This is a genomic window from Labilibaculum sp., assembly GCF_041595635.1.
In the GTDB taxonomy this organism is placed as follows: Bacteria; Bacteroidota; Bacteroidia; order Bacteroidales; family Marinifilaceae; genus Labilibaculum.
The window spans coordinates 18692-37578 of the sequence record NZ_JBFHJW010000005.1 but is presented as its reverse complement, the minus strand read 5'-3'; the positions used below and the strand labels follow the sequence as shown (position 1 = coordinate 37578).

The 18887-nt window shown below is 34.8% G+C and carries 21 protein-coding genes; 9 read left to right on the top strand and 12 right to left on the bottom strand.

The window, feature by feature from the left end:
* Positions 1-7 precede the first annotated feature (7 nt).
* Positions 8-409 carry an ACT domain-containing protein gene (locus ABYT26_RS02680; protein ID WP_372751347.1) on the top strand — a complete coding sequence of 134 codons (402 nt, stop codon included), beginning with the start codon at positions 8-10 and terminating at the stop codon, positions 407-409.
* Between the two features lie 396 nt (positions 410-805).
* Positions 806-1864 (top strand): hypothetical protein, encoded by a 1059-nt coding sequence (locus tag ABYT26_RS02675; RefSeq protein ID WP_372751346.1) that lies wholly within the window; start codon positions 806-808, stop codon positions 1862-1864.
* A gap of 73 nt (positions 1865-1937) precedes the next feature.
* Here ABYT26_RS02675 and ABYT26_RS02670 read toward each other — a convergent pair whose 3' ends face one another.
* The 4 genes from ABYT26_RS02670 to ABYT26_RS02655 all read right to left on the bottom strand — a co-directional run bounded on the left by ABYT26_RS02670 (position 1938) and on the right by ABYT26_RS02655 (position 6817).
* Positions 1938-2252 (bottom strand): cation transporter, encoded by a 315-nt coding sequence (locus tag ABYT26_RS02670; RefSeq protein WP_372751345.1) that lies wholly within the window; start codon positions 2250-2252, stop codon positions 1938-1940.
* 63 nt (positions 2253-2315) lie between these two features.
* A complete protein-coding gene (locus ABYT26_RS02665) occupies positions 2316-4532 on the bottom strand; it encodes a TonB-dependent receptor domain-containing protein (protein ID WP_372751344.1) in 2217 nt (738 codons plus the stop codon).
* A gap of 128 nt (positions 4533-4660) precedes the next feature.
* Positions 4661-5110 carry a hypothetical protein gene (locus ABYT26_RS02660; RefSeq protein WP_372751343.1) on the bottom strand — a complete coding sequence of 150 codons (450 nt, stop codon included), beginning with the start codon at positions 5108-5110 and terminating at the stop codon, positions 4661-4663.
* A gap of 207 nt (positions 5111-5317) precedes the next feature.
* Positions 5318-6817 (bottom strand): helicase HerA-like domain-containing protein, encoded by a 1500-nt coding sequence (locus ABYT26_RS02655; protein ID WP_372751342.1) that lies wholly within the window; start codon positions 6815-6817, stop codon positions 5318-5320.
* Between the two features lie 516 nt (positions 6818-7333).
* Between ABYT26_RS02655 and ABYT26_RS02650 the strand changes: the two genes are divergently transcribed.
* On the top strand, positions 7334-7771 hold the full coding sequence (locus ABYT26_RS02650) for a hypothetical protein (protein WP_372751341.1): 438 nt from the start codon (positions 7334-7336) through the stop codon (positions 7769-7771).
* An 11-nt stretch (positions 7772-7782) separates the two neighbouring features.
* Entirely contained in the window at positions 7783-8190 is a 408-nt protein-coding gene (locus tag ABYT26_RS02645; RefSeq protein WP_372751340.1) for a DUF4332 domain-containing protein, read from the top strand.
* 59 nt (positions 8191-8249) lie between these two features.
* On the opposite strand, the gene ABYT26_RS02640 is transcribed toward ABYT26_RS02645, so the two are convergent.
* The 5 genes from ABYT26_RS02640 to ABYT26_RS02620 all read right to left on the bottom strand — a co-directional run bounded on the left by ABYT26_RS02640 (position 8250) and on the right by ABYT26_RS02620 (position 11757).
* Entirely contained in the window at positions 8250-8864 is a 615-nt protein-coding gene (locus ABYT26_RS02640; RefSeq protein ID WP_372751339.1) for a cytochrome b/b6 domain-containing protein, read from the bottom strand.
* 1 nt (position 8865) lies between these two features.
* The gene (locus tag ABYT26_RS02635; protein WP_372751338.1) at positions 8866-9828 is read right to left on the bottom strand and encodes a cytochrome c3 family protein; all 963 of its coding nucleotides are present in this window, start codon (positions 9826-9828) and stop codon (positions 8866-8868) included.
* Between the two features lie 200 nt (positions 9829-10028).
* On the bottom strand, positions 10029-10433 hold the full coding sequence (locus tag ABYT26_RS02630) for a cytochrome c (RefSeq protein ID WP_372751337.1): 405 nt from the start codon (positions 10431-10433) through the stop codon (positions 10029-10031).
* 26 nt (positions 10434-10459) lie between these two features.
* Positions 10460-11374 (bottom strand): DUF5777 family beta-barrel protein, encoded by a 915-nt coding sequence (locus tag ABYT26_RS02625; RefSeq protein ID WP_372751336.1) that lies wholly within the window; start codon positions 11372-11374, stop codon positions 10460-10462.
* An 11-nt stretch (positions 11375-11385) separates the two neighbouring features.
* Positions 11386-11757 (bottom strand): hypothetical protein, encoded by a 372-nt coding sequence (locus ABYT26_RS02620; RefSeq protein WP_372751335.1) that lies wholly within the window; start codon positions 11755-11757, stop codon positions 11386-11388.
* A gap of 326 nt (positions 11758-12083) precedes the next feature.
* Between ABYT26_RS02620 and ABYT26_RS02615 the strand changes: the two genes are divergently transcribed.
* Positions 12084-12788: a Crp/Fnr family transcriptional regulator gene (locus ABYT26_RS02615; protein WP_372751334.1), complete on the top strand. Its 705-nt coding sequence runs from the start codon at positions 12084-12086 to the stop codon at positions 12786-12788.
* 37 nt (positions 12789-12825) lie between these two features.
* Here ABYT26_RS02615 and ABYT26_RS02610 read toward each other — a convergent pair whose 3' ends face one another.
* Both ABYT26_RS02610 and ABYT26_RS02605 read right to left on the bottom strand, forming a co-directional pair.
* A complete protein-coding gene (locus ABYT26_RS02610; protein WP_372751333.1) occupies positions 12826-13791 on the bottom strand; it encodes a GTP-binding protein in 966 nt (321 codons plus the stop codon).
* A gap of 13 nt (positions 13792-13804) precedes the next feature.
* The gene (locus ABYT26_RS02605) at positions 13805-14320 is read right to left on the bottom strand and encodes a nitroreductase family protein (RefSeq protein WP_372751332.1); all 516 of its coding nucleotides are present in this window, start codon (positions 14318-14320) and stop codon (positions 13805-13807) included.
* 161 nt (positions 14321-14481) lie between these two features.
* Here ABYT26_RS02605 and ABYT26_RS02600 point away from each other — a divergent pair, with 161 nt between their 5' ends.
* Genes ABYT26_RS02600 through ABYT26_RS02590 form a run of 3 tightly spaced genes read left to right on the top strand, consistent with a single transcriptional unit; the run spans position 14482 to position 16966 of the window.
* On the top strand, positions 14482-15636 hold the full coding sequence (locus ABYT26_RS02600) for an MFS transporter (protein WP_372751331.1): 1155 nt from the start codon (positions 14482-14484) through the stop codon (positions 15634-15636).
* Complete coding sequence (locus ABYT26_RS02595; RefSeq protein ID WP_372751330.1) at positions 15626-16477, top strand: hypothetical protein; 852 nt, start codon at positions 15626-15628, stop codon at positions 16475-16477. The genes ABYT26_RS02600 and ABYT26_RS02595 overlap by 11 nt, the downstream gene beginning before the upstream one ends.
* Before the next feature lie 6 nt (positions 16478-16483).
* A complete protein-coding gene (locus ABYT26_RS02590) occupies positions 16484-16966 on the top strand; it encodes a YchJ family protein (protein ID WP_372751329.1) in 483 nt (160 codons plus the stop codon).
* Between the two features lie 34 nt (positions 16967-17000).
* Here the strand turns inward: ABYT26_RS02590 and ABYT26_RS02585 are convergent, their stop codons facing one another.
* Positions 17001-17660: a hypothetical protein gene (locus ABYT26_RS02585; RefSeq protein WP_372751328.1), complete on the bottom strand. Its 660-nt coding sequence runs from the start codon at positions 17658-17660 to the stop codon at positions 17001-17003.
* Between the two features lie 173 nt (positions 17661-17833).
* Here ABYT26_RS02585 and dapA point away from each other — a divergent pair, with 173 nt between their 5' ends.
* Positions 17834-18721, top strand: a complete 888-nt coding sequence (dapA, locus tag ABYT26_RS02580) for a 4-hydroxy-tetrahydrodipicolinate synthase (RefSeq protein WP_372751327.1) — start codon at positions 17834-17836, stop codon at positions 18719-18721.
* The last annotated feature ends 166 nt before the right edge of the window (positions 18722-18887 follow it).

Below are 18887 nucleotides of genomic sequence, written 5' to 3'. Positions count from 1 at the left end.
AATAATTATGACTGGCGAAACGAATCTATCTAAATTAATTAAAGGGATGACTCCCAAACTGAATCATGGCGAATATGTATTTTCGACTGTAAAAGATCTAAGTAAAATTGATCGAAAAGATACTATTTGTGAATTCAAAGAGAAGGAAGGAACAACGGTTGTCATGAATAAAGAAAGAGCAGACGAACTAAATTTGACTTATGAATACATTGCTTCATGGATTACTCTCAGAGTTCATTCATCGCTCGAAGCTGTTGGATTAACAGCGGTCTTTTCAAGTGAATTAGCAAGAAATGAGATTAGTTGTAATGTAATTGCTGGTTATTATCACGATCATATTTTCGTTGATAAAAAAGACTCAGAGAAGGCAATTAGAGTTTTGAGAATCTTATCACAAAATCAAGAATAAAAGCTTTTGTTCCTGCTATAATTGGAATTGAAGTGGCCTAAATTCTAATGACTTGTAGCAGTAATCTTATTATCAATAAAAAAACCAGCTTAGGCTGGTTTTTTTATGCCCTAAATTTTCAGTTTAAATGAAAATCTTAGTGTTTGTTAATCTTCTATTTTTCAGGTTGTTGTCGCCAATATCGATAAAGATCGCTGACGATGGGATAAATGTCGATTTAAAAATCAAAATCCCCGTTTTTGAAACAAAACAAACCTCTTTCTTCAAGTTTATAAATCTCGCCATCCATTTATTGATAAGGCTTTAGCATTATTTTATATTTAATAACAATAAGAAGGAGGCTTCTTAGCAACGTAAAAATAGATCTACTAAATATTAATCTTATATATTTTAATTATGAAAAAAACTCGCTTATTTTTTCAACTGGTAGGAATTGGAGTTTTTGCAATTTCTTTACTAATAGCTAGCTGTACCAAGGAAGGGGCAACAGGGCCTGCAGGTGCAGATGGAACAGATGGTGTGGATGGAACCGATGGAAATTCAACTTGTTTAGCTTGTCATTCAAGTGAAGCTAAAGCTAGCATAGAGGCTCAGTTTGCCATGTCGGTGCATAGTAGTGGTTTAAATGCTGTTGACTATGCTGGTGGACGTGCATCTTGTGCTCAATGTCACTCGCACCAAGGTTTTGTGCAGTATGCCACTTCGGGAAGCGTAGCTGGCAATATTACCAATCCAACAGCTTGGGAATGTGCAACTTGTCATGGTTTGCACGAGACTATGGAATATAGCGATTATGCATTACGATTGGATGATCCGATTAACCCGCTTTTTGATCCGGAAACTACCATGGATTTAAATGGAAACTCTAACTTATGTGCTAATTGTCACCAATCCAGAAGGGCTGAGCCGAATGTTACCAATCCAGGAGAGGAAACTTTTACCATTACAAGTACTCATTACGGACCTCATCATGGAGCACAGGCAAATGTTGTTGCAGGTGTTGGCTTTGCCGAAATTGAGGGTTCTGTATCCTACCCTGAAGCTGGTTCAGCAGATCACCTGACTCAAGCATCATGTACTGGTTGCCACATGTCTGAATTTGATGATGATTCCGATCAGGGTGGTCATACCTACAATCCATCATTACTAGCATGTAATACTTGTCACGACGCTAATGATGAAGATTTTAATTATGGTGGAGTTCAATCTTTGGTTGAAGGTCAGTTAGAAACTTTAAGAGATGAATTGATTCGTCTTGGAGTGGTTGAATATGTTGAAGAGGACGAAGCTTATGAGCCAATAGTTGGAACGTATCCAATGGTACAGGCACGTGCATTCTTTAATTGGGCAGGTTTGGATGAAGATCGCAGTTTGGGAGTTCACAATCCAAAATATATACAAGCACTTTTACAAAATTCTATAGAAGCCCTTGAGGAAATTGAGACTCCAGAGTAATTGATTTATAAAAATGAAAAGCTTGCTCATTCAACCAGGATGAGCAAGCTTTTTTTATGCGAAATTAATTCGTTTATTTCTTTAGTTCTAGTACTTTGAATTTTAATTTCTCAAGTGCTTTTTGTAGACTCTCCTTATTGGTTAGTTTGCTTTTGTAGCTAATTTCTACCTTCTGATTTTCCAAATCAACCTGCAAATCTTTCACTCCTTTTTCAAAAGGGATGTTTTGTTCAATTCTATTTACGCAATCCATACAGTCCATTTCTACTTTGAAAATAACTGTTTCGACCTTTTTATTGCCTTTGCTATCTGCGAAAGCATTTGTAGTAAGAACCAGAATGCAAATTGCTAGTATGCTCTTTTTTACAATTAATAGTTTATTTTTCATATTCTGTTTTTTATTGTGTGTGATATTATTTTGAATAAGTAATGAGTGTTATCGACTAAAATATTATTGAATAGTTAGGCGAATGCCTGCATAAAATTTTCTCTCCTGAATTGGTCCCCAAATCATAGAAGCATCAAAATACTCCCCAAATGGATTTTCAGCTTGAATGATTGGGTTCTTTTGAGTATAGTTGCTGATATTTTCAGCTCCGACATAAAGCTCCCAAATGCGAAATCGTTTGGTCACTTGTGCATTTAATAGAGCATAAACAGGCGATTTCTCTCTACGCTGATATTGTGAAGGATTTTCCTTTGTTGAGGGGATCCGCATGTCGCCATTCAACTGACTTGTGATATCGAATTGCCACTTATTAAACTTGCTTGCATAGGATAAATTAATCAGTCCTTTGTAGCGATTCACATAAGGTGTTGTTACGAATTCTTGGTTGATATCCGTTTTTACATCAGAGAAACGAATAGCTGTTGTCACATTAAAACGATTTATGGGCTCAAATTTCAATTCAATCTGATAGTTATTAGCCCATGATTTACCGTCTAAATTGTAGAACGAAACAGAATGCACACTTTTGTCTAAATCCACAATGACTTGATTGTCGAACGTTGTTCTGTAAAAGTCGCCAAGGGCTGAAAACTCGATGCCAAACAGGCTAAAATATTGACTCAGGCTGAAACCAAAGTTCCAGGCTTTTTCTTGTTGTAGATCATCGGCAATTTCAAACGATCGGTTTGATGCTAGTAGGAAGCTATTTTCGGAAATTGGATTTGCTGTCCGTCGGCCACTTCCTGCAGCAATTCGGAATGTCGATTTTGGAGTAAACTGATATCTGATATGCAAGCGGGGAGTCAAAAAGCCACCATAAATATTGTGATCATCGTATCGTAATCCGGTCTGAAAGGTTAGATCATTCGAAGGAAGCCAAGTGTATTCAGCATAAACACCTGCAACATTCTCGATCCGATTGGTTCCCAATCCTCCTGTAAGAATATCCTTAAAATCATCGTGGATATAAGATAAACCTGCCGTGTACTTGTGTTTTATATTTCCAAAATAGGATTGAAATAACAAGTTTGCATAGAAATATTTCTGATCGGCATTGTATTCTCTTGTCCCATAAAAAGAATTCTGTTCGTGCGATGCAAAATTAGTGATGAGCGCAATGCTTTTGTTTATATCCTTAGGAAAAAGGTAACCTAACTTTGCGAATGCTTCATATCTTCTGGTATCAATATTTATTTGGTAGGCATTGCTATTGTTGTCTAGCTCATTGGGATTATAATCGGTTTGTCCTCCAATGCGTTGTTCATCAATGAATTTAAAGCCAAACTGACTTTTGAAATTCGAACTAATGTCCCAATTCCATCTATTCATAAAATTGTATTGAGTTACCATTGGATCATCTAGAAAATCATCGTGGTTTTTATCTATCTCCTTATCGTTATCCTGAACATGAGCCAAGATAGATGTTGAAAGTGTAGATGATAGTTTTAGGGCTATCATTGCATTTGATTCAGCCATTCCCATGCTATTGGCGTAGCTATTCACATAAAATTTGGCTGCAGTCTGAGGCTTTTGATATTCAATATTAATTTGTCCAGTTATTGATTCGTAACCATTAACAACCGATCCAACTCCTTTCGAAACCTGAATTGATTCCATCCAGGGACCAGGAACGTAAGCCATGCCATAAACCGAAGCCAATCCTTTAAAATTTGGATTTTTCTCCGTCATCATTTCAATGTATTTTCCTGTCAACCCAAGAAGTTTGATAGATTTCGCTCCCGTTGCGGCATCGGCATAGGAAACATCCACCGAAGCATTGGTTTCGAAACTCTCCGACAAATTGCAACATGCTGCTTTGCAAAGCTCTGCACCAGTAATGCTTTGCGATTGCATTGGATTATCCCTATCGATAGTGGTTCCTAATTTACGAGAGCTAATTAGAACTTCGTTTAGTTCAATATTGGGTTCTAATTTAATAATCAGATTGTTTTTATTGCTTTTACTGATTTGGATTTGCTGAGACGTATAACCCACAAATTGCACAACTAGAATGTTGGATTCATTGTTTGAAGTCAGTTCAAAATTTCCATTACTATCTGATATTGTTCCCTGATTGGTATTTTTCCAAAAAATAGAAGCACCTGGCAGGGCATCAGTTTTTTCAGTTGATGATTTTTCGATCACCCTTCCTTTTATCATATCCGCAAAGGAGAATAGCGGAAGCAAAGAGAGAAGTATGCTTAGTATTTTAATTTTCATAAGTGCATATTAATGCATAAGAAAAGCACAGCAAGGCTCATCTTATTCTGTTGAAATAGAGGTTTGTTGAATTGATAAATAGAATCTAGTAGAAATACTAGCTCTTTGAAAAATAGAAAGGGATAAAATCAACAGCGGTAGGTGCAGAGCATATGAAGACTTGGCTCTGTTTGCTGGTAAAAAGTGTTTGCAATTGGTTTCGGATTAATGCTTTTCGCAAGTATCCTTAGCAGTTTAATTGTTTGAGTAATGAAAAGTATAGATTCATTAGCAAGAGGAGCTTTATTTTCTTTTGCTAATGTGGTTTTTGGATTGTTTTTGAGATAAATAAGTTCAGAATCGCAGCAATGAGTATTTTTTTCACAGTTCGCAGTCTTTAGGGAATCTTTCTGGCTTTGTTCCAGATTGCAACACTCAGACTGTTTTTCCGCTGAAAGCGAGAAATTGTTTTGAGTGAGTTGGATATCGGAAAACCCGCAAGAACTACAGTTGAAGCTTAAAAGATGAATACCACAAAAGCCAGCGAGGTAGAATCCTAGCAGAAGAATGGCTATGATATTTTTAATGGGTTTTTTCATCTTTAAAAAGAAACTGGTTTTAATACTTTTTGCTCGAATTTATTTTATTGTTTATGATTGTAAAAATAGGAAGTCTTTTTTAATTTTCTAATAAAGTAAGAATTTTTTAACAAATCACTAACAGTTAAGTTCTATTTTTTTAGTCGTAGTTTTTGTTGTTAATGAACTGAATAGATTATTGTTGATTAGTTTTCACTCTATGTGTGACTATTTTTTACTTGTTCTGCGTGTACTTGTTGAAATACCAAAAACCCCTAAAATTCCTCTGGTCAATTCTCGAACAATGGTTGTCCCTATTGAACTAGTCATTATTTTTTCGAATTGATTTTTTTCTTTTACTCTTGATCTCGATTGACGTTTCTGATTATTTCCTTTTTTTTCTTCTTCCTTTTCAAGCATTTGTTCAATTCTTTCCATTAGAATTTCATGTGCACTTTCTCGATCAATTTCTTTGTTGTATTTACTCGAAAGTTCCGATTTTTTTAAAATAGAATTGATTTCTGGAGCCGTTAAAATATCCATTCGGGAATAAGGAGGACGCATTAATGAGTGAACCAATGGAGTTGGTCTTCCTTTTCTGTCTAGAGATGATATTAATGCTTCTCCAATTCCCAATTCGGTAATTAGTGACTCTACATTATAGACTTCGCTCTCTGGAAAATTTTGAGACAAAAGCTTAATGGCTTTCCGGTCTTTAGCTGTAAAGGCTCTTAAGGCATGCTGAATTTTAAATCCGAGCTGACTTAGAATGTTTTCTGGGATATCATTAGGTGTTTGAGTTATAAAAACAATTCCAATTCCTTTGGATCGAATTAGTTTTATAATGGTATCTAGTTGGTTGAGAAGTTCTTTTGATGCATTTTTGAATATGAGATGTGCTTCGTCAATGAATATCATCAGTTCTGGTTTGTCAACATCTCCTTTTTCAGGGAAAACTTCAAATACTTCGGCTAAAAGTGCTAACATAAAAGCCGAAAAAAGTGTTGGTTTCGATTGTATATCCGTTAAACGGATGATATTAATCATTCCCAAACCATTTCCATCAGTTCTGCACAAATCATGTACATCGAAAGAGGGCTCGCCAAAAATTTTATCTCCGCCTTGTTGCTCTAACTGAGTTAATCTTCGCATGACAGCATGTGCTGAGTTGATAGGAACCAGACCATACATTTTTTGAATTTCTTGTTTCCCTTCTCCCGTAGCGTAACGCAAAACGGTTTTCAAATCATCTAAATCGAGAAGTGGAAGTTTTTTATCGTCACAAAACAGAAAAAGAATGGATAAAAGTGAAGTTTGGGTATCGTTAAGCGATAGAATTTTGCTCAGAATAATAGGGCCAAACTCGGAGATGGTACTTTTCAGAGCTAAGCCAGGTTCATCGGAGATGCTCATGAATTCTATTGGGAAGCGTTTTCCCTTCCAATCCATTTGAATGTGATGGGAACGTTTCTCAATGACTTTATTGGTGCTGCCTTCTGCTCCTAATCCACTAATATCGCCTTTTATATCCATAACAATAGATGGAACACCAATTCCAGAGAGCTCCTCAATTAGTACTTGTAGCGATTTTGTTTTTCCTGTTCCGGTTGCGCCGGAAATTAAGCCATGGCGATTTAACGATTGTGCTGAAATGCTTACTTGCTGTCCATCAATAGGAGTGGCATCTACCATAACACCACCTAATAAGAGCTTTGATTCCATTGTCATGTAAATTATTTTTAAGGGACGTAAAATTTATTTTATATACTAAATAAATTTAATTAAATTAGACTTAATAATCCAATTAAGGATAACAAAACATTGACTAAACATCTGAATATGCTCTAATTACAGGCAAAATATAAATGATGAAGACAAGCTCATTTACTTTTAAATTAAAAAAATGTTGATTCGCTATTGTTTTCGCATTGTATTTGTTCAATATCTACATTTTAGAAGATCAATTGGTTGTTTTAAGTCATGTTACTTGTCCTCTCTTATTGTTTTTTAAAACATAAGTTAAAAGTTCTCATAAATTATTCAATCAGATTTATTTTTGATTGGGAAGTATAAATCTCATTAAAAAACGACCTCCTTGTTTTTATAGCTAAACAAGTTTGTATTCTCTTCAAATGGAATTTCATTCTGTATTCCATAAAATAAGCGCAAACGTTTGTTTGTTCAAGTCACTACATTGATAGATGTAGAAATTACAATTGTTAATAAAGATAAGTAATCGACATCATGATTAAAGATTTAATAAGTAAAGCATTAAGCAGTCAGGGATCTGGGCTTTTAGAAGGACTAGGATTACCTTCGAACCAACACAAAAAAGCTTTAGAATTGGCTAATGATAGCGTTATTTCAGGACTTACCGATTCTCTAACTGCTGGTAAAATTGGAGATATAACCAATGCTTTCTCTGGAGGCTCATCTAGTTCTTTGGTGCAGTCTATTGTTTCGAACTATGGTTCAAATCTTATTTCTAAGTTGGGAGTAAACAGCACAATGGCTTCTACCATTAGTTCAGCTGTAATTCCAATGGTTTTTAAATTTATAAACAGTAAAGATGATGCACCTACTAATAATGACGAAGGTGTTAAAAGTTTATTGGGTGATTTAGTTACCGATGGGATTACTGGCAAGATTGGTGGATTATTAAAAGATAAGTTTAAATTTTAAATAGCAAAAAAATGGCAAAACAAATTTCAGAAATTGAAGGTATAGGACCAACCTTCGCAGGAAAATTAGAAAAAGCAGGTGTAACAACTGTAGATGCCTTACTGGAAAAAGGTTGTAGTAAATCAGGTAGAAAAACCATTGCCGAAGAAAGTGGTATTGATGAAGGAAGAATTCTTGATTTTGTTAATATGGCTGATCTATTCCGTATTAAAGGAATTGGTAGTCAGTTTGCAGAATTGTTAAAAGTGTCTGGAGTTGATACTGTGAAGGAGTTACGTAACCGAAATGCTGAAAACTTACATGCAAAGCTAGTTGAAGTTCAGGCAGAAAAAAAGGTAACTCGTGCTGTCCCTGGAGCAACTCAGGTGGAAGACTTTATTCAGCAGGCAAAAAAATTACCTCCAGTAGTAACTTATTAATCTTTTTCGAATGCAAAAAACCACTCTTTTTGGAGTGGTTTTTTTTGTTGCGATGTGTACTAATGCCATCCGGTAATCATACTCTTGAAATTACTAATGATAGAACTTCCAATTGTGCAAACATACAAATGGATGAACAAGAATAAGGATAAAATAAATCCTATAATTACATGAAATAAAGCAGTAACTAAAATTCCGCTTAGTCCAAATATCTGCCGAATGATTATTTCCGGAAAAAACAAAGCCAAACCGCTTACTATAATAATAGGGAAGCCCACATACATAGCCGTGGAGTAGATAAATCGCTGTAGCGGATTAAATTTATTTTCTGTAGAAATAGGATAGGGTGAATCTTGTTTTTTGAACATCCCGAATAGATAGAAAATACTCTGATTGTATAATCGAGTGAATAATCCTTTGCTTTGCATCCTGTAATGCTTACCATTTGATGTAATTAGGTTACCCAAGAAAAATATCAGGTAGTTGATGCTCAATAAAATACCGCAAATATTGTGCAGTTGCACCGATAACTCAAAGGAAACTAAAAATGGGTTTTCAGGATTAGAATACTGCATGCTAATTCCAGTGATCATTAGTGTGATAAATAATAGAGCATTTAACCAGTGCCAGATTCGAATCCAGATCGGATAAAGATATATTTTTTCGTTTGCCATCTTATTTACGTTTAAAGATTCTGAAAAGAGTATGAATAAAAATGCCGCTAAGCACGATTCCAAAAATAATTACACTTAAAATATTTAAATATTTATTTCGGTTGGCACCAATTACATACGATTCGTTAATGATTACTGCATTTATAAAGCCCCCGCTTTTGCGAGATTCCATGCTTTTATATTTGTAAAGGCTTGCCATTAGGTGTGAGTTTTCGGAATGACAGGTGGTACATTCTCGAATGGCATTTTCTTTTGGCATTACTACATGACTAACTAAAAGACTGTCGTTAAGCTGAGTGTGACATTCGATACACCGAACATTTTTAAAGTGAAGTTCTTGGTTGGGTAACCATTTGTGGGTTTTAAGAATATTAATATTCTCTCTTTCGGTGAGTAGCTCGAATTGACTAATATCTGCATGGCATTTTAGACAAATGTTATTGTCGTAGCTAACTGTTTCAGAGATTTTTCCTCCTTTACTTGCCTGTGTTTTATAGGAATGTGGGTTGTGACAACTCCAGCAATTAAAAGCATCTGGAGCCCGATTGTAATGCATGCTTTCATAAAAAGCTTCTTCAATTTCGTCAAAATGAAATTTGGCGTATTCTGGATCGCCTCCGTGGCAATCGTTGCAAGCATACATCATTTCCATTCGTAGGTTGCCAGCATGCGGAAATATTTCGTATTCAGGCGAATGACAATCTGTGCATTTGAACATGCCATGATTAGATTGCGCATAGGTTACCGAATCAATAAACCGATTTGCACACATGGCTTCTTTTATTTCGATGCCAAAGTCCTCATTGATGTACTTGTAGATGTGTTTGCCATGGCAGGCTAAACATTTATTATTTTCCAGGTTTTCAGATTGCTTATTTTCTTCAGTTTCACTTCCAAAACATAAAGAAATAGAGCAAAGAAATCCAATAATCAGGAATAGAAATTGTAAGCTGCTTATCTTCATTCTAAATGAGTTATTGGTTACAGATTTAGGTTGTTACTAGTCGTAGGGAAAAAGAGGCTGTCCAAAAAAAACATTATCATCCTTTATCATTTTATTGAGTTTACTGCAATCTTATATCCATAAAAAATGGATTTCCTACCTTTTGCTAGTAATGATTATTGTCTGTTCTTTTTGGACAAGCACCTTCTATTATCTTAGGCTTACTTTTTAAATGTTCGCATATAGTTTACCACTGCCCAGCGATCTTTTTTACTAGGAATTTTTGTTTCGTAGTTTGGCATTTCATCTCTACCAAAGATCGATTTATACATTATTTCACCATCTGTTTGTGCCTGAAATTCTGCACTGGAAAAATCTCCAGGAAATGTTTTTAGACGTGCTGCTTTAGGACCATCTCCAAGTCCTGCATTTCCATGACAGGAACGGCAATGTTTCATATATACCATTTTACCCTTATTTACACTAGCCTGATCATTAGCTAAAGGATTTTTCATGCTTTTATATTCGGCAGGAACCTCCCAAGGCTCGGCTTGTTTCTGTTGAATTGTAAAAGCAAAACCAACAACAGCTATTGCAATTAAAATAATAAATTTCATTTTTTTCATGATTTATTTTTTAGTAAGAGAATCAATTAAAATCTAACCAGGATATTAAATCCCACCAGAAAGTCACCGTCACCAATCTTATTTGAATTGTACAAAATGTTCCTTTGTGGTGTAATTCCCTCATAGTTCGACATAAATACCTGGAATACATGAGTACTAGTACCAATTTCCATACCAAAAGATAGATTTGCTTCCGGATCGGTTTGATCTGAATTCGTGTATTCTCTCATATTGTCAAGGTTTAAAGGCTGATCGTATTCGAAAAACACCGACATTGAAGGTGTAACTTTGGCTCTACCTGAAAGAGTGATAGCTATTTTATCATGTTCCACTAAAGAATCGGTTTTATTGAAATGGGTAAAACTAGGAGCTAATTGTAAGGATATTTTCTCATTAAATTTATGTGCGACAATTAATTGTGAAAAATAACCTAGTCGATCGGAAAATGCATAATCATTTCCGAATACAATTTTGTCTTGTGAATTAATGGAAAGGTTACCATATACAGCTACCGACACGGGAATGGAGTTTGATTCGGTTTGGGTGAATACACGATATTTACCGTGAAACTCCTGCAATTTATAATCTTTTGTATATCCATATCCAAGCATGATTTTTTCGGTAACACCATAATTTAGTCCCATTCGTATATTCGAGCTGGCATAAATTCCAAAAACATCTTCCAAGCCATTTTCAATCAATCCAAAACGGTGTTGAATATGAAGTTCAAATTCACCAGCAAAGGGTGTGACTGTTGTTTGTGTTTCTCCTAAAAGTCCGGTTTCAAAGGTTCCCGATACTGGGTCGTTCGCAAATTCATCTTCCTGAGCCAAACAATTTTGACTTGCCCCTAAGCCCATTAGAAGAAATATAGATATGTAAAATATCTTGAAAGAGCTTGTTGGTATGAATTTCTGAATTGTATATTTAGATCTTTGCATAGTGTATAGTTTTAGTTGTTGTTAGCACCTCGGGTGATCCATTCAAGGATTAATTCTTTTTCGGTTGCTGAAGCTCGAGTACTGTGAGATCCTTCTTGCAGTACTTGGTATAATTCACTGTTTTCAGGATCATCCACATCTAGATATCCTCCGTTTGTTAATGAGTTGTAGGCATTGTTTGCTCTAAGGTCAGGACTCGTTCCTCCATTATGACAAGAAATGCAATTGGAGGTAAATATGGGAATGATATCGGTACTAAAAGAGATTTCCTGATCAATAGGAATCACGATCTCATCAACCTCAACAATATCGTATTCACATGAAACAAAACACAGTGTTATCAGGAAAACCAGTAAAAGACTTACTAAATTGTTCTTTTGCATAGTATTTAGATTTAAAATGTAAGTATTGCTTAGTGATTGTAAGGATTTTCACCTTATTGATTAAAGATAAATAATTGCATTTACTGCAAGTGAAATGTAAGGGCGAGATTTATTTTATGAAAAAAAGGAATTTGTCTTATTCAAATCGATATTTATCAGTCTTTTACTAGGCTTATCTCAGTCTTTTTATTATATTTAATACTGTATAATGAAAATTGAAAAGTAATTTCTTGCTTTTAATATCCCCTTATTTGAATTGGTTTTTATGGATTTGTCACTATAAATCGGGAGTTACTTAAATTTCGAACTAATTATCTTTTATTCTTATGGCCAAATTTTCAAAATCCGATAATTGCAAAAATTGCATCGAATGTAATGAGCGTATCCCACTGTTAAGTACACTTACTTCCTCCGAGATAGAAGAAATCAACGAAAGTAGATTTGAGGTTAAGTTCAAAGCAGGGGAAACTATTTTTAAGCAAGGAACTTCTGCAACTCACTTGTTAATATTAACTAGTGGGTTGGCTAAATTATATGTTGAGGGTGTTCAGGATAAGCAGCTGATAATAAGAATAGTTAAGCCTTGGGAGGTGATTGGGCAAGCTTCTTTGTATTTCGATAATAGGCATCATTATTCCATTGCTGCTTTAGATAGTACAACAGCATGTTTTATTGAAATAGGTGCTTTTAAAAGAGCCATTCAATCAAATTCTCTTTTTGCAGAAGAATTTATTAAAAATTGCACACAAAAGGGCATCTTTTCCTTTGAGAAAATGGTTAGCCTGTCGCAAAAGCAAATGCATGGTCGTATTGCCGATGGATTGATTTATCTTTCCAATAAAATATATGAGAATTTAAATTTTAATTTGCATCTTTCACGTCAGGATATTGCTGATCTTACAGGAATGTCGAAGGATAGTGCTATTCGAATTTTAAAAGAATTTCACAACGAAGGCATTATAAATTTAGATGGTAGGAAATTAAAAATTTTAAATTTTCCACATTTGGAACGAATTAGTGAAACGGGCTGAAAGGTACTAGTAAATGGGAAGAGTGATCTTCTCCTTTTCAGTTTAAAAGAAGTTCATTTAAGTTTTGTTCAATCACTTTTCGGTTAAGATTTTTTCCAATAATTACAATTTTACTTTCTCTTTGTTCTTCTTTATCCCAAGCTTTTCCTACCGTTGCTTGAAATTGTGTGTGTACAGATTGAAGAATAATTTGGTTCTCAAGTCCACCTAGATACAAAATACCTTTCACTCTATAAATGCTGTCCTGATTAAAGGTAAGAAAGGCATCTAGCCACATGGCAAGTTTCATTTGATCCATAGGAATGCAAGATGTGTAGCACATGCTCTCAATACCATGCTTATCTTTGTTTGTGTCTGATTTTCCTTCCACACCCAATACAAATTGATACACCTTGGCTGGATCGTAAGAAAATGAATCCAACAAATATTCATTCTCACTTTTCCCAAATAAAGCTTCTCCAAGTGTTGCAAATCGATTGATTTTCTCTAGCTCTCCTTTTAAAATATCAGATTTAGCCTTACCAGCAAGGTCAGATTTGGTAAGAATAATTTGATCGGCAACGGCAACCTGTTTAATGAAAATACTTTCGTTCTCCAATAAACGTTGGCCATTTTCAGTATCAACCAGGCAGATTACCGAATCCAATACAAATTTCTTTTTTATAAAGGGGTCCATAATAAAAGAAGCGAGGATACTCGAAGGATCTGCAATTCCTGTAGTTTCGATGAGCAAATGGTTGAATTGGTGATCGGATTGAATAAGCTTTTGCAGAACAAGATAAAGTTCGTCATTCAAATTACAGCAAATACAACCATTGCTTAACTCAAACACTTCTTTGTTTTCTATATTCGTTACTAATTCTGAATCAATATTTATGGCTCCAAATTCATTTTCAATAATAGCGATTTTTTTTTCAGGGTAACTGGAAATTAGCTGATTCAGGAGACTGGTTTTTCCAGATCCTAAGAAGCCAGTAATAAGAGTAACTGGAATTTTTGACATATTTTTTATTCGATTAAAAGCTTTCCCAATGCACAATTTCATTCAACGGTTTTCTTTTCTTTTGCAGTGATCCTTTGTCGGATGGGTAGCCTAAGGATAAAATTGCTATGGGTTCGATAGAATCGGGTAATTGAAAGAAATCGATGCAATTTTGTACGTGAAAATTACAAACCCAACAAGTTCCCAATCCAAGTTCCGTAGCCTGAAGTGTCATATGATCGATAGCAATAGCTGCATCAATATCACAATGATCTTTCTGATCCTCATTTCTTTTCCAGGATTGCGAGTGATCGCCGCAAATTACAATATACACCGGTGCTTCATTAAACCAATCGCGGTGATAAATTTCTGAAAACTTACGGTGATTGTTGGTTTCTTGAACCACAATAAAATGCCAGGGCTGACTATTAACAGCCGAAGGAGCCATTTGCCCTGCCTCCAATATTTGAATTAGTTTATCCTTTTCAACCTCTTGATTTTTATAGGATCTAACAGAATATCGTTGTTGAATAAGTTCTTTAAATTTCATTTTCTCTTTTATTTAGTGATAAAATGAGTAATTGTACAAAAATGGAAAATAATTAAGAAAGGATACTAAAACTTTTCTAATTTGTTTTGCTTTTAGCTTTTATTTCGATGCATTGCAAACAATTTTGTACCTTTGGCTCTCAATTTTTGAGATGAGTAAAAATGAGTAAAGCGCTTAAAAAAAACATCATGTTTCAATACCTGATGTTGTTGGTTGTTGCAGCTACAGCTGGACATCAGGGATGGAGAACCCTATTTAATAATTTTGCTGTTGATGAAGTCGGAATTAATGGTTTTCAAGTTGGAGTAATTCAGTCGGTGAGAGAAATTCCTGGTTTCCTAGCCTTATTGGTTGTCTATTTGTTACTTTTCATTAAAGAACATCGTTTATCGGCATTATCGGTCCTATTTGTTGGTATGGGAGTGGCTCTAACTGGATTATTCCCTTCTTTTCTAGGTTTAATCATTACTACTTTAATCATGTCGGTAGGATTTCACTACTTCGAGACCACGAATAAGTCACTTACACTGCAGTATTTTTCTATCGAACAGGCGCCGGTTGTATTTGCAAAGCAAAGAAGTTGGTCGGCAATTGCCAACATTAGCATGGGAGCTTTTGTATTTGGAATTGCGCATTTTATCAACCTAAAATTCAGCTTTATTCTCATTGGAGTTCTGGTGTTTTGTATAGGTATATGGGCCTTTTTTTGGGAACCTACCGATAAAAATATTCCAGTTCAAAACAAAGGGATGGTGCTTCGAAAAAAATATTGGCTTTTTTATGTCCTAAATTTTTTAAGTGGTGCACGGCGTCAAATATTTGTTGTGTTTGCGGTTTTCATGTTGGTACAAAAATATCAGTTTTCTGTTCAGAATATTGCTACTTTGTTTGTGATCAATAACATTATTGCTTATTTCATTTCTCCATTGATTGCAAAAGGAATCAATCAATTTGGCGAACGTAAGATGCTTTCTATGGAGTATTTTAGTCTTATTTTTGTGTTTTTAGGCTATGCTTTTTTCGAAAATGCTTACCTAATAGCAGGATTATATATCATTGATCATATCTTTTTTGGTTTTTCAATGGGAATCAATACCTATTTCCATAAAACGGGCGATACCAAAGACATTGCGCCTTCGATGGCAGTAGGTTTTACCATTAATCATATCTCAGCAGTTGTTATTCCTGTAATAGGGGGCATGCTTTGGATGATAAATCCTCAGATTCCATTTGTTGCAGGAGCATTTATTAGTATTGTATCACTCATATTCGTACAATTTATTAAAATAGAAAGAAAAGTTAATTATGCAAAATAAAGAACAGGTCTATCGTTCTCTGATCGATATGTATAATACAGGAATTCAATCGAAAGATCCTAAGCAAATCCGTAATTTTTTAAACAATAAATCTGTAGAATTGTTAAAAGATGAACCGCGGTTTTACTTGGAAATACTTCAACTACGAGCTGCCTCGTTTTCTCTTTTTGGAGAATTAAATGAAGCAGGAGAAGAATATCGTAAGGGATATGAATCCTGTTCCACAAGCGGAAAATGGGTTTATGGATTGAATTGGGCATTGCAGTTTATGGCTGAATTTTCATTCAAGCGAGGAAGTGAAAAAATCGAGGAAGCCATGAACAATGGAATTCAGGTTTTAAACCAAGCCTTAACCGATTTGCCTTTTGATAAATACCGCGATTTTTACTATCTGACCCTTACCAATGTTAAAGCATTTATGCTTTTAAATTCGGGAAAAAAAGAGGAAGCATTGCAGTCTTATGCTGATTGTAAATTTATACCTGTTCCCATTCCTGAATATAACGATAAGGAATCTTTACAAATTCTTTTTGCTCATTTTACTAAAGGAATTGCAGTAGCTATCGAGTTAAAAAATTACGATTTATTGATGAATTTAATGAAAGTGATTTCGATTGACGACCAAACCTTAAATGCCGAAGGAAGTTTATTCCGAATTTTTTATGAAACCTTAGTAAGTGCTTTCGATATGCGTGCTGAATTTATTACTGAGTTCAATGCCATGTTTAAAATTAAAGCAGAATTGGGAACTAGCAGTCCTCATTTTGCGGAATTTTTAGGATTAATTGGGGAGCAGGATCTAGATAAATTGGATCTGTTTTTTAAGAAAACTTATAGCTAAATAGCCATGAATCAGAACTGCTTTTGTGGACATAGTAGTATGTATATCGATTGCTGTGGAGCAATACACTCTGGCAAACGGAATGCTCAAACTGCTCAGGATTTAATGCGAAGCAGGTATTCTGCATTTGTAACGGCTGATGTAGATTATATCTTAAAAACTTATGCTTCAAAAACTCGTCCGATCCAACAAAGAGAAGAGATTTTAGAGTGGGCATTAACCGTTGAATGGAGAGGATTGAAAATTCTGTCTGCGGAAAAAGGAGAGGAGAACGATTTAATTGGGTGGGTTGAATTCCAGGCAAGTTATTGTGAGAATGGAGAAGAGAAATGCATACACGAAAAGTCTTTATTCGAACGAGAAAATGGGGCTTGGGTTTATGTTTCTGGAGAATATCCGGAAAGGAAAATTGAAAAACAAATAAATCGTAATGACTTGTGCTTTTGTGGAAGTGGAAGGAAATTTAAAAAGTGTTGCATGAACAAATAAAAAATGGCTGTATTTGAAACATACAGCCATTTTTTTAATTATTTCCCATGTTTTTGAGTACTGAGAAGGTTTTATCAATATCTTCATCATGCACAACGAGGGTAAATTCATTGGTGGTAGAAATAACTTCGCGAATGTTAATGCCAGCCCAAGCAATATTTTTGAGAATAAAGTAATAAAAACCAAGCTGCTGGCTGTTTGTTGAAGGTAGTTTTAAAGTTACAGATGATAAATTTTCACTTTTGCTTACCAGCATTTCATTGCCAAAAACTTGCTCTACTTTTTCTTTTAACGTATTGCTAACAACTAGGTTCGATTCAAAAACACCTTGAACCATGGTGTAAAAAAATTCTTGATTTGGGCCAATAGATTTTAACAATTCTGTGTGTTTTTCAATCAATGTATTTGAGTTTTTATAAGTAAAATCAACCAATTGTGAGCGAACAATGATATCTCCTACGTTGGTGATAACCTCTTTCAACTCGGGATTAATTTTCACTTCCAGATTTGGGGCTAATCGATTTAATGCCATTATAATAGCTCCTATTTTAACTGGCTTCTTTACACTCAATTCAACCTGGCTTTGAATTTTACGAGCGAGGGAAGAAATATTGATTAATCCATCGACTAAAGCTTCAGCTAAAAAAGGTTGTGAACTAACTATTTTTTCTACAACTTGTGGAATTGTTATCATGAATTGAAATTTGTGTTGAAAACCTATACAAAGATGTTCAAAAATTAACAGAATGTAGAATTATTGAATAAATTTTCTAAAAATTTCGTTCAGTTTATTGAAGAATCTATATTTGCAGCCGTTAACTAAAACTTGCGGATGTCTGCAAGTTTATAATCAAGAAGTATAAATAAATGAAAAAAGCTTGGCAAGGATCTATTGTTGCTATTGTAACACCTTTTAAAATGAATGGCAGTATTGATTATACTGCTTTTGATCATTTGATCGACTTTCATTTGGAGAATGAAACGGACGGAATTGTAGTGTGTGGCACTACTGGAGAAGCGGCCACTCTTAGTAAGGAGGAGTATACAACACTAATTAAACATACTGTTGAAAAGGTGAACAAACGAGTTCCAGTAATTGCTGGATCGGGAACAAATTCTACTTCCGAAGCAATTAAAAATTCCTGTTTGGCTGAATCACTGGGTGTTGATGCTATTTTGGTGGTATCGCCTTACTACAACAAACCTACAAGAAAAGGCTTGAAAGATTATTTTTCTCAAATTGCTAATGCAGTTACAGTACCAATTATTTTATATAATGTTCCTGGCAGAACTTCGGGGAATATTCCTGCTGATTTAACGATTGAGTTGGCCAAGGAGTTTGAGAACATAGTTGGAATTAAAGAAGCGTCGGGTAATTTGGAACAAGTTGCTTGTGTTTTACGAGATAAACCAGCTGATTTTATGGTTTTTTCTGGCGATGATGCATTGGCTTTTCAGGCAGTATGTATGGGAGCAAGTGGTGTTATTTCAGTTATAGCCAACCTGGTTCCTAAAGAGTTTCATGATTTAATGCATGCGGCTTCAATAGGTGATTTAGAAAAGTCTAAGGAGATTTATTTCAAGTATTTAAAACTGATTCAATTGTGTTTTATCGAGTCTAATCCTATTCCAGTAAAAACTGGTTTGGCCTTAATGGGTAAACTTCAGGAAAAGTTCCGATCCCCCATGTGTGAAATGATGGATGATAATCGGAAGCAATTGGTTGCTGAAATGACCCGGTTGGGAATCGTTTAAAACAAAAAAATAAAAGAGGCTGTCTAAAAAAGACATGGTTGTAAAGTAAACTCGTAGGTCGAGAAATATTTGTTTGTTAAAAACGAAGATTTTTGGGAAGTACAGTTTGATAGAACTCAAAACTTTTTTAGACAGACTCTCGTCCATTTTTGGATCTATTTTAAAT

Excerpts from the sequence above, each read along its gene's own strand:
- ABYT26_RS02630 (WP_372751337.1), bottom strand. The coding sequence starts at position 10,433 with ATGAAAAAAATGAAATTTATTATTTTAATTGCAATAGCTGTTGTTGGT.
- ABYT26_RS02590 (WP_372751329.1), top strand. The coding sequence starts at position 16,484 with ATGAATCAGAACTGCTTTTGTGGACATAGTAGTATGTATATCGATTGC.
- ABYT26_RS02620 (WP_372751335.1), bottom strand. The coding sequence starts at position 11,757 with ATGCAAAAGAACAATTTAGTAAGTCTTTTACTGGTTTTCCTGATAACA.
- ABYT26_RS02615 (WP_372751334.1), top strand. The coding sequence starts at position 12,084 with ATGGCCAAATTTTCAAAATCCGATAATTGCAAAAATTGCATCGAATGT.
- ABYT26_RS02610 (WP_372751333.1), bottom strand. The coding sequence starts at position 13,791 with ATGTCAAAAATTCCAGTTACTCTTATTACTGGCTTCTTAGGATCTGGA.
- ABYT26_RS02640 (WP_372751339.1), bottom strand. The coding sequence starts at position 8,864 with ATGGCAAACGAAAAAATATATCTTTATCCGATCTGGATTCGAATCTGG.
- ABYT26_RS02670 (WP_372751345.1), bottom strand. The coding sequence starts at position 2,252 with ATGAAAAATAAACTATTAATTGTAAAAAAGAGCATACTAGCAATTTGC.
- ABYT26_RS02600 (WP_372751331.1), top strand. The coding sequence starts at position 14,482 with ATGAGTAAAGCGCTTAAAAAAAACATCATGTTTCAATACCTGATGTTG.
- ABYT26_RS02605 (WP_372751332.1), bottom strand. The coding sequence starts at position 14,320 with ATGAAATTTAAAGAACTTATTCAACAACGATATTCTGTTAGATCCTAT.
- ABYT26_RS02675 (WP_372751346.1), top strand. The coding sequence starts at position 806 with ATGAAAAAAACTCGCTTATTTTTTCAACTGGTAGGAATTGGAGTTTTT.
- ABYT26_RS02635 (WP_372751338.1), bottom strand. The coding sequence starts at position 9,828 with ATGAAGATAAGCAGCTTACAATTTCTATTCCTGATTATTGGATTTCTT.
- ABYT26_RS02660 (WP_372751343.1), bottom strand. The coding sequence starts at position 5,110 with ATGAAAAAACCCATTAAAAATATCATAGCCATTCTTCTGCTAGGATTC.
- ABYT26_RS02585 (WP_372751328.1), bottom strand. The coding sequence starts at position 17,660 with ATGATAACAATTCCACAAGTTGTAGAAAAAATAGTTAGTTCACAACCT.
- ABYT26_RS02625 (WP_372751336.1), bottom strand. The coding sequence starts at position 11,374 with ATGCAAAGATCTAAATATACAATTCAGAAATTCATACCAACAAGCTCT.
- dapA (WP_372751327.1), top strand. The coding sequence starts at position 17,834 with ATGAAAAAAGCTTGGCAAGGATCTATTGTTGCTATTGTAACACCTTTT.
- ABYT26_RS02645 (WP_372751340.1), top strand. The coding sequence starts at position 7,783 with ATGGCAAAACAAATTTCAGAAATTGAAGGTATAGGACCAACCTTCGCA.
- ABYT26_RS02650 (WP_372751341.1), top strand. The coding sequence starts at position 7,334 with ATGATTAAAGATTTAATAAGTAAAGCATTAAGCAGTCAGGGATCTGGG.
- ABYT26_RS02595 (WP_372751330.1), top strand. The coding sequence starts at position 15,626 with ATGCAAAATAAAGAACAGGTCTATCGTTCTCTGATCGATATGTATAAT.
- ABYT26_RS02655 (WP_372751342.1), bottom strand. The coding sequence starts at position 6,817 with ATGACAATGGAATCAAAGCTCTTATTAGGTGGTGTTATGGTAGATGCC.
- ABYT26_RS02665 (WP_372751344.1), bottom strand. The coding sequence starts at position 4,532 with ATGAAAATTAAAATACTAAGCATACTTCTCTCTTTGCTTCCGCTATTC.
- ABYT26_RS02680 (WP_372751347.1), top strand. The coding sequence starts at position 8 with ATGACTGGCGAAACGAATCTATCTAAATTAATTAAAGGGATGACTCCC.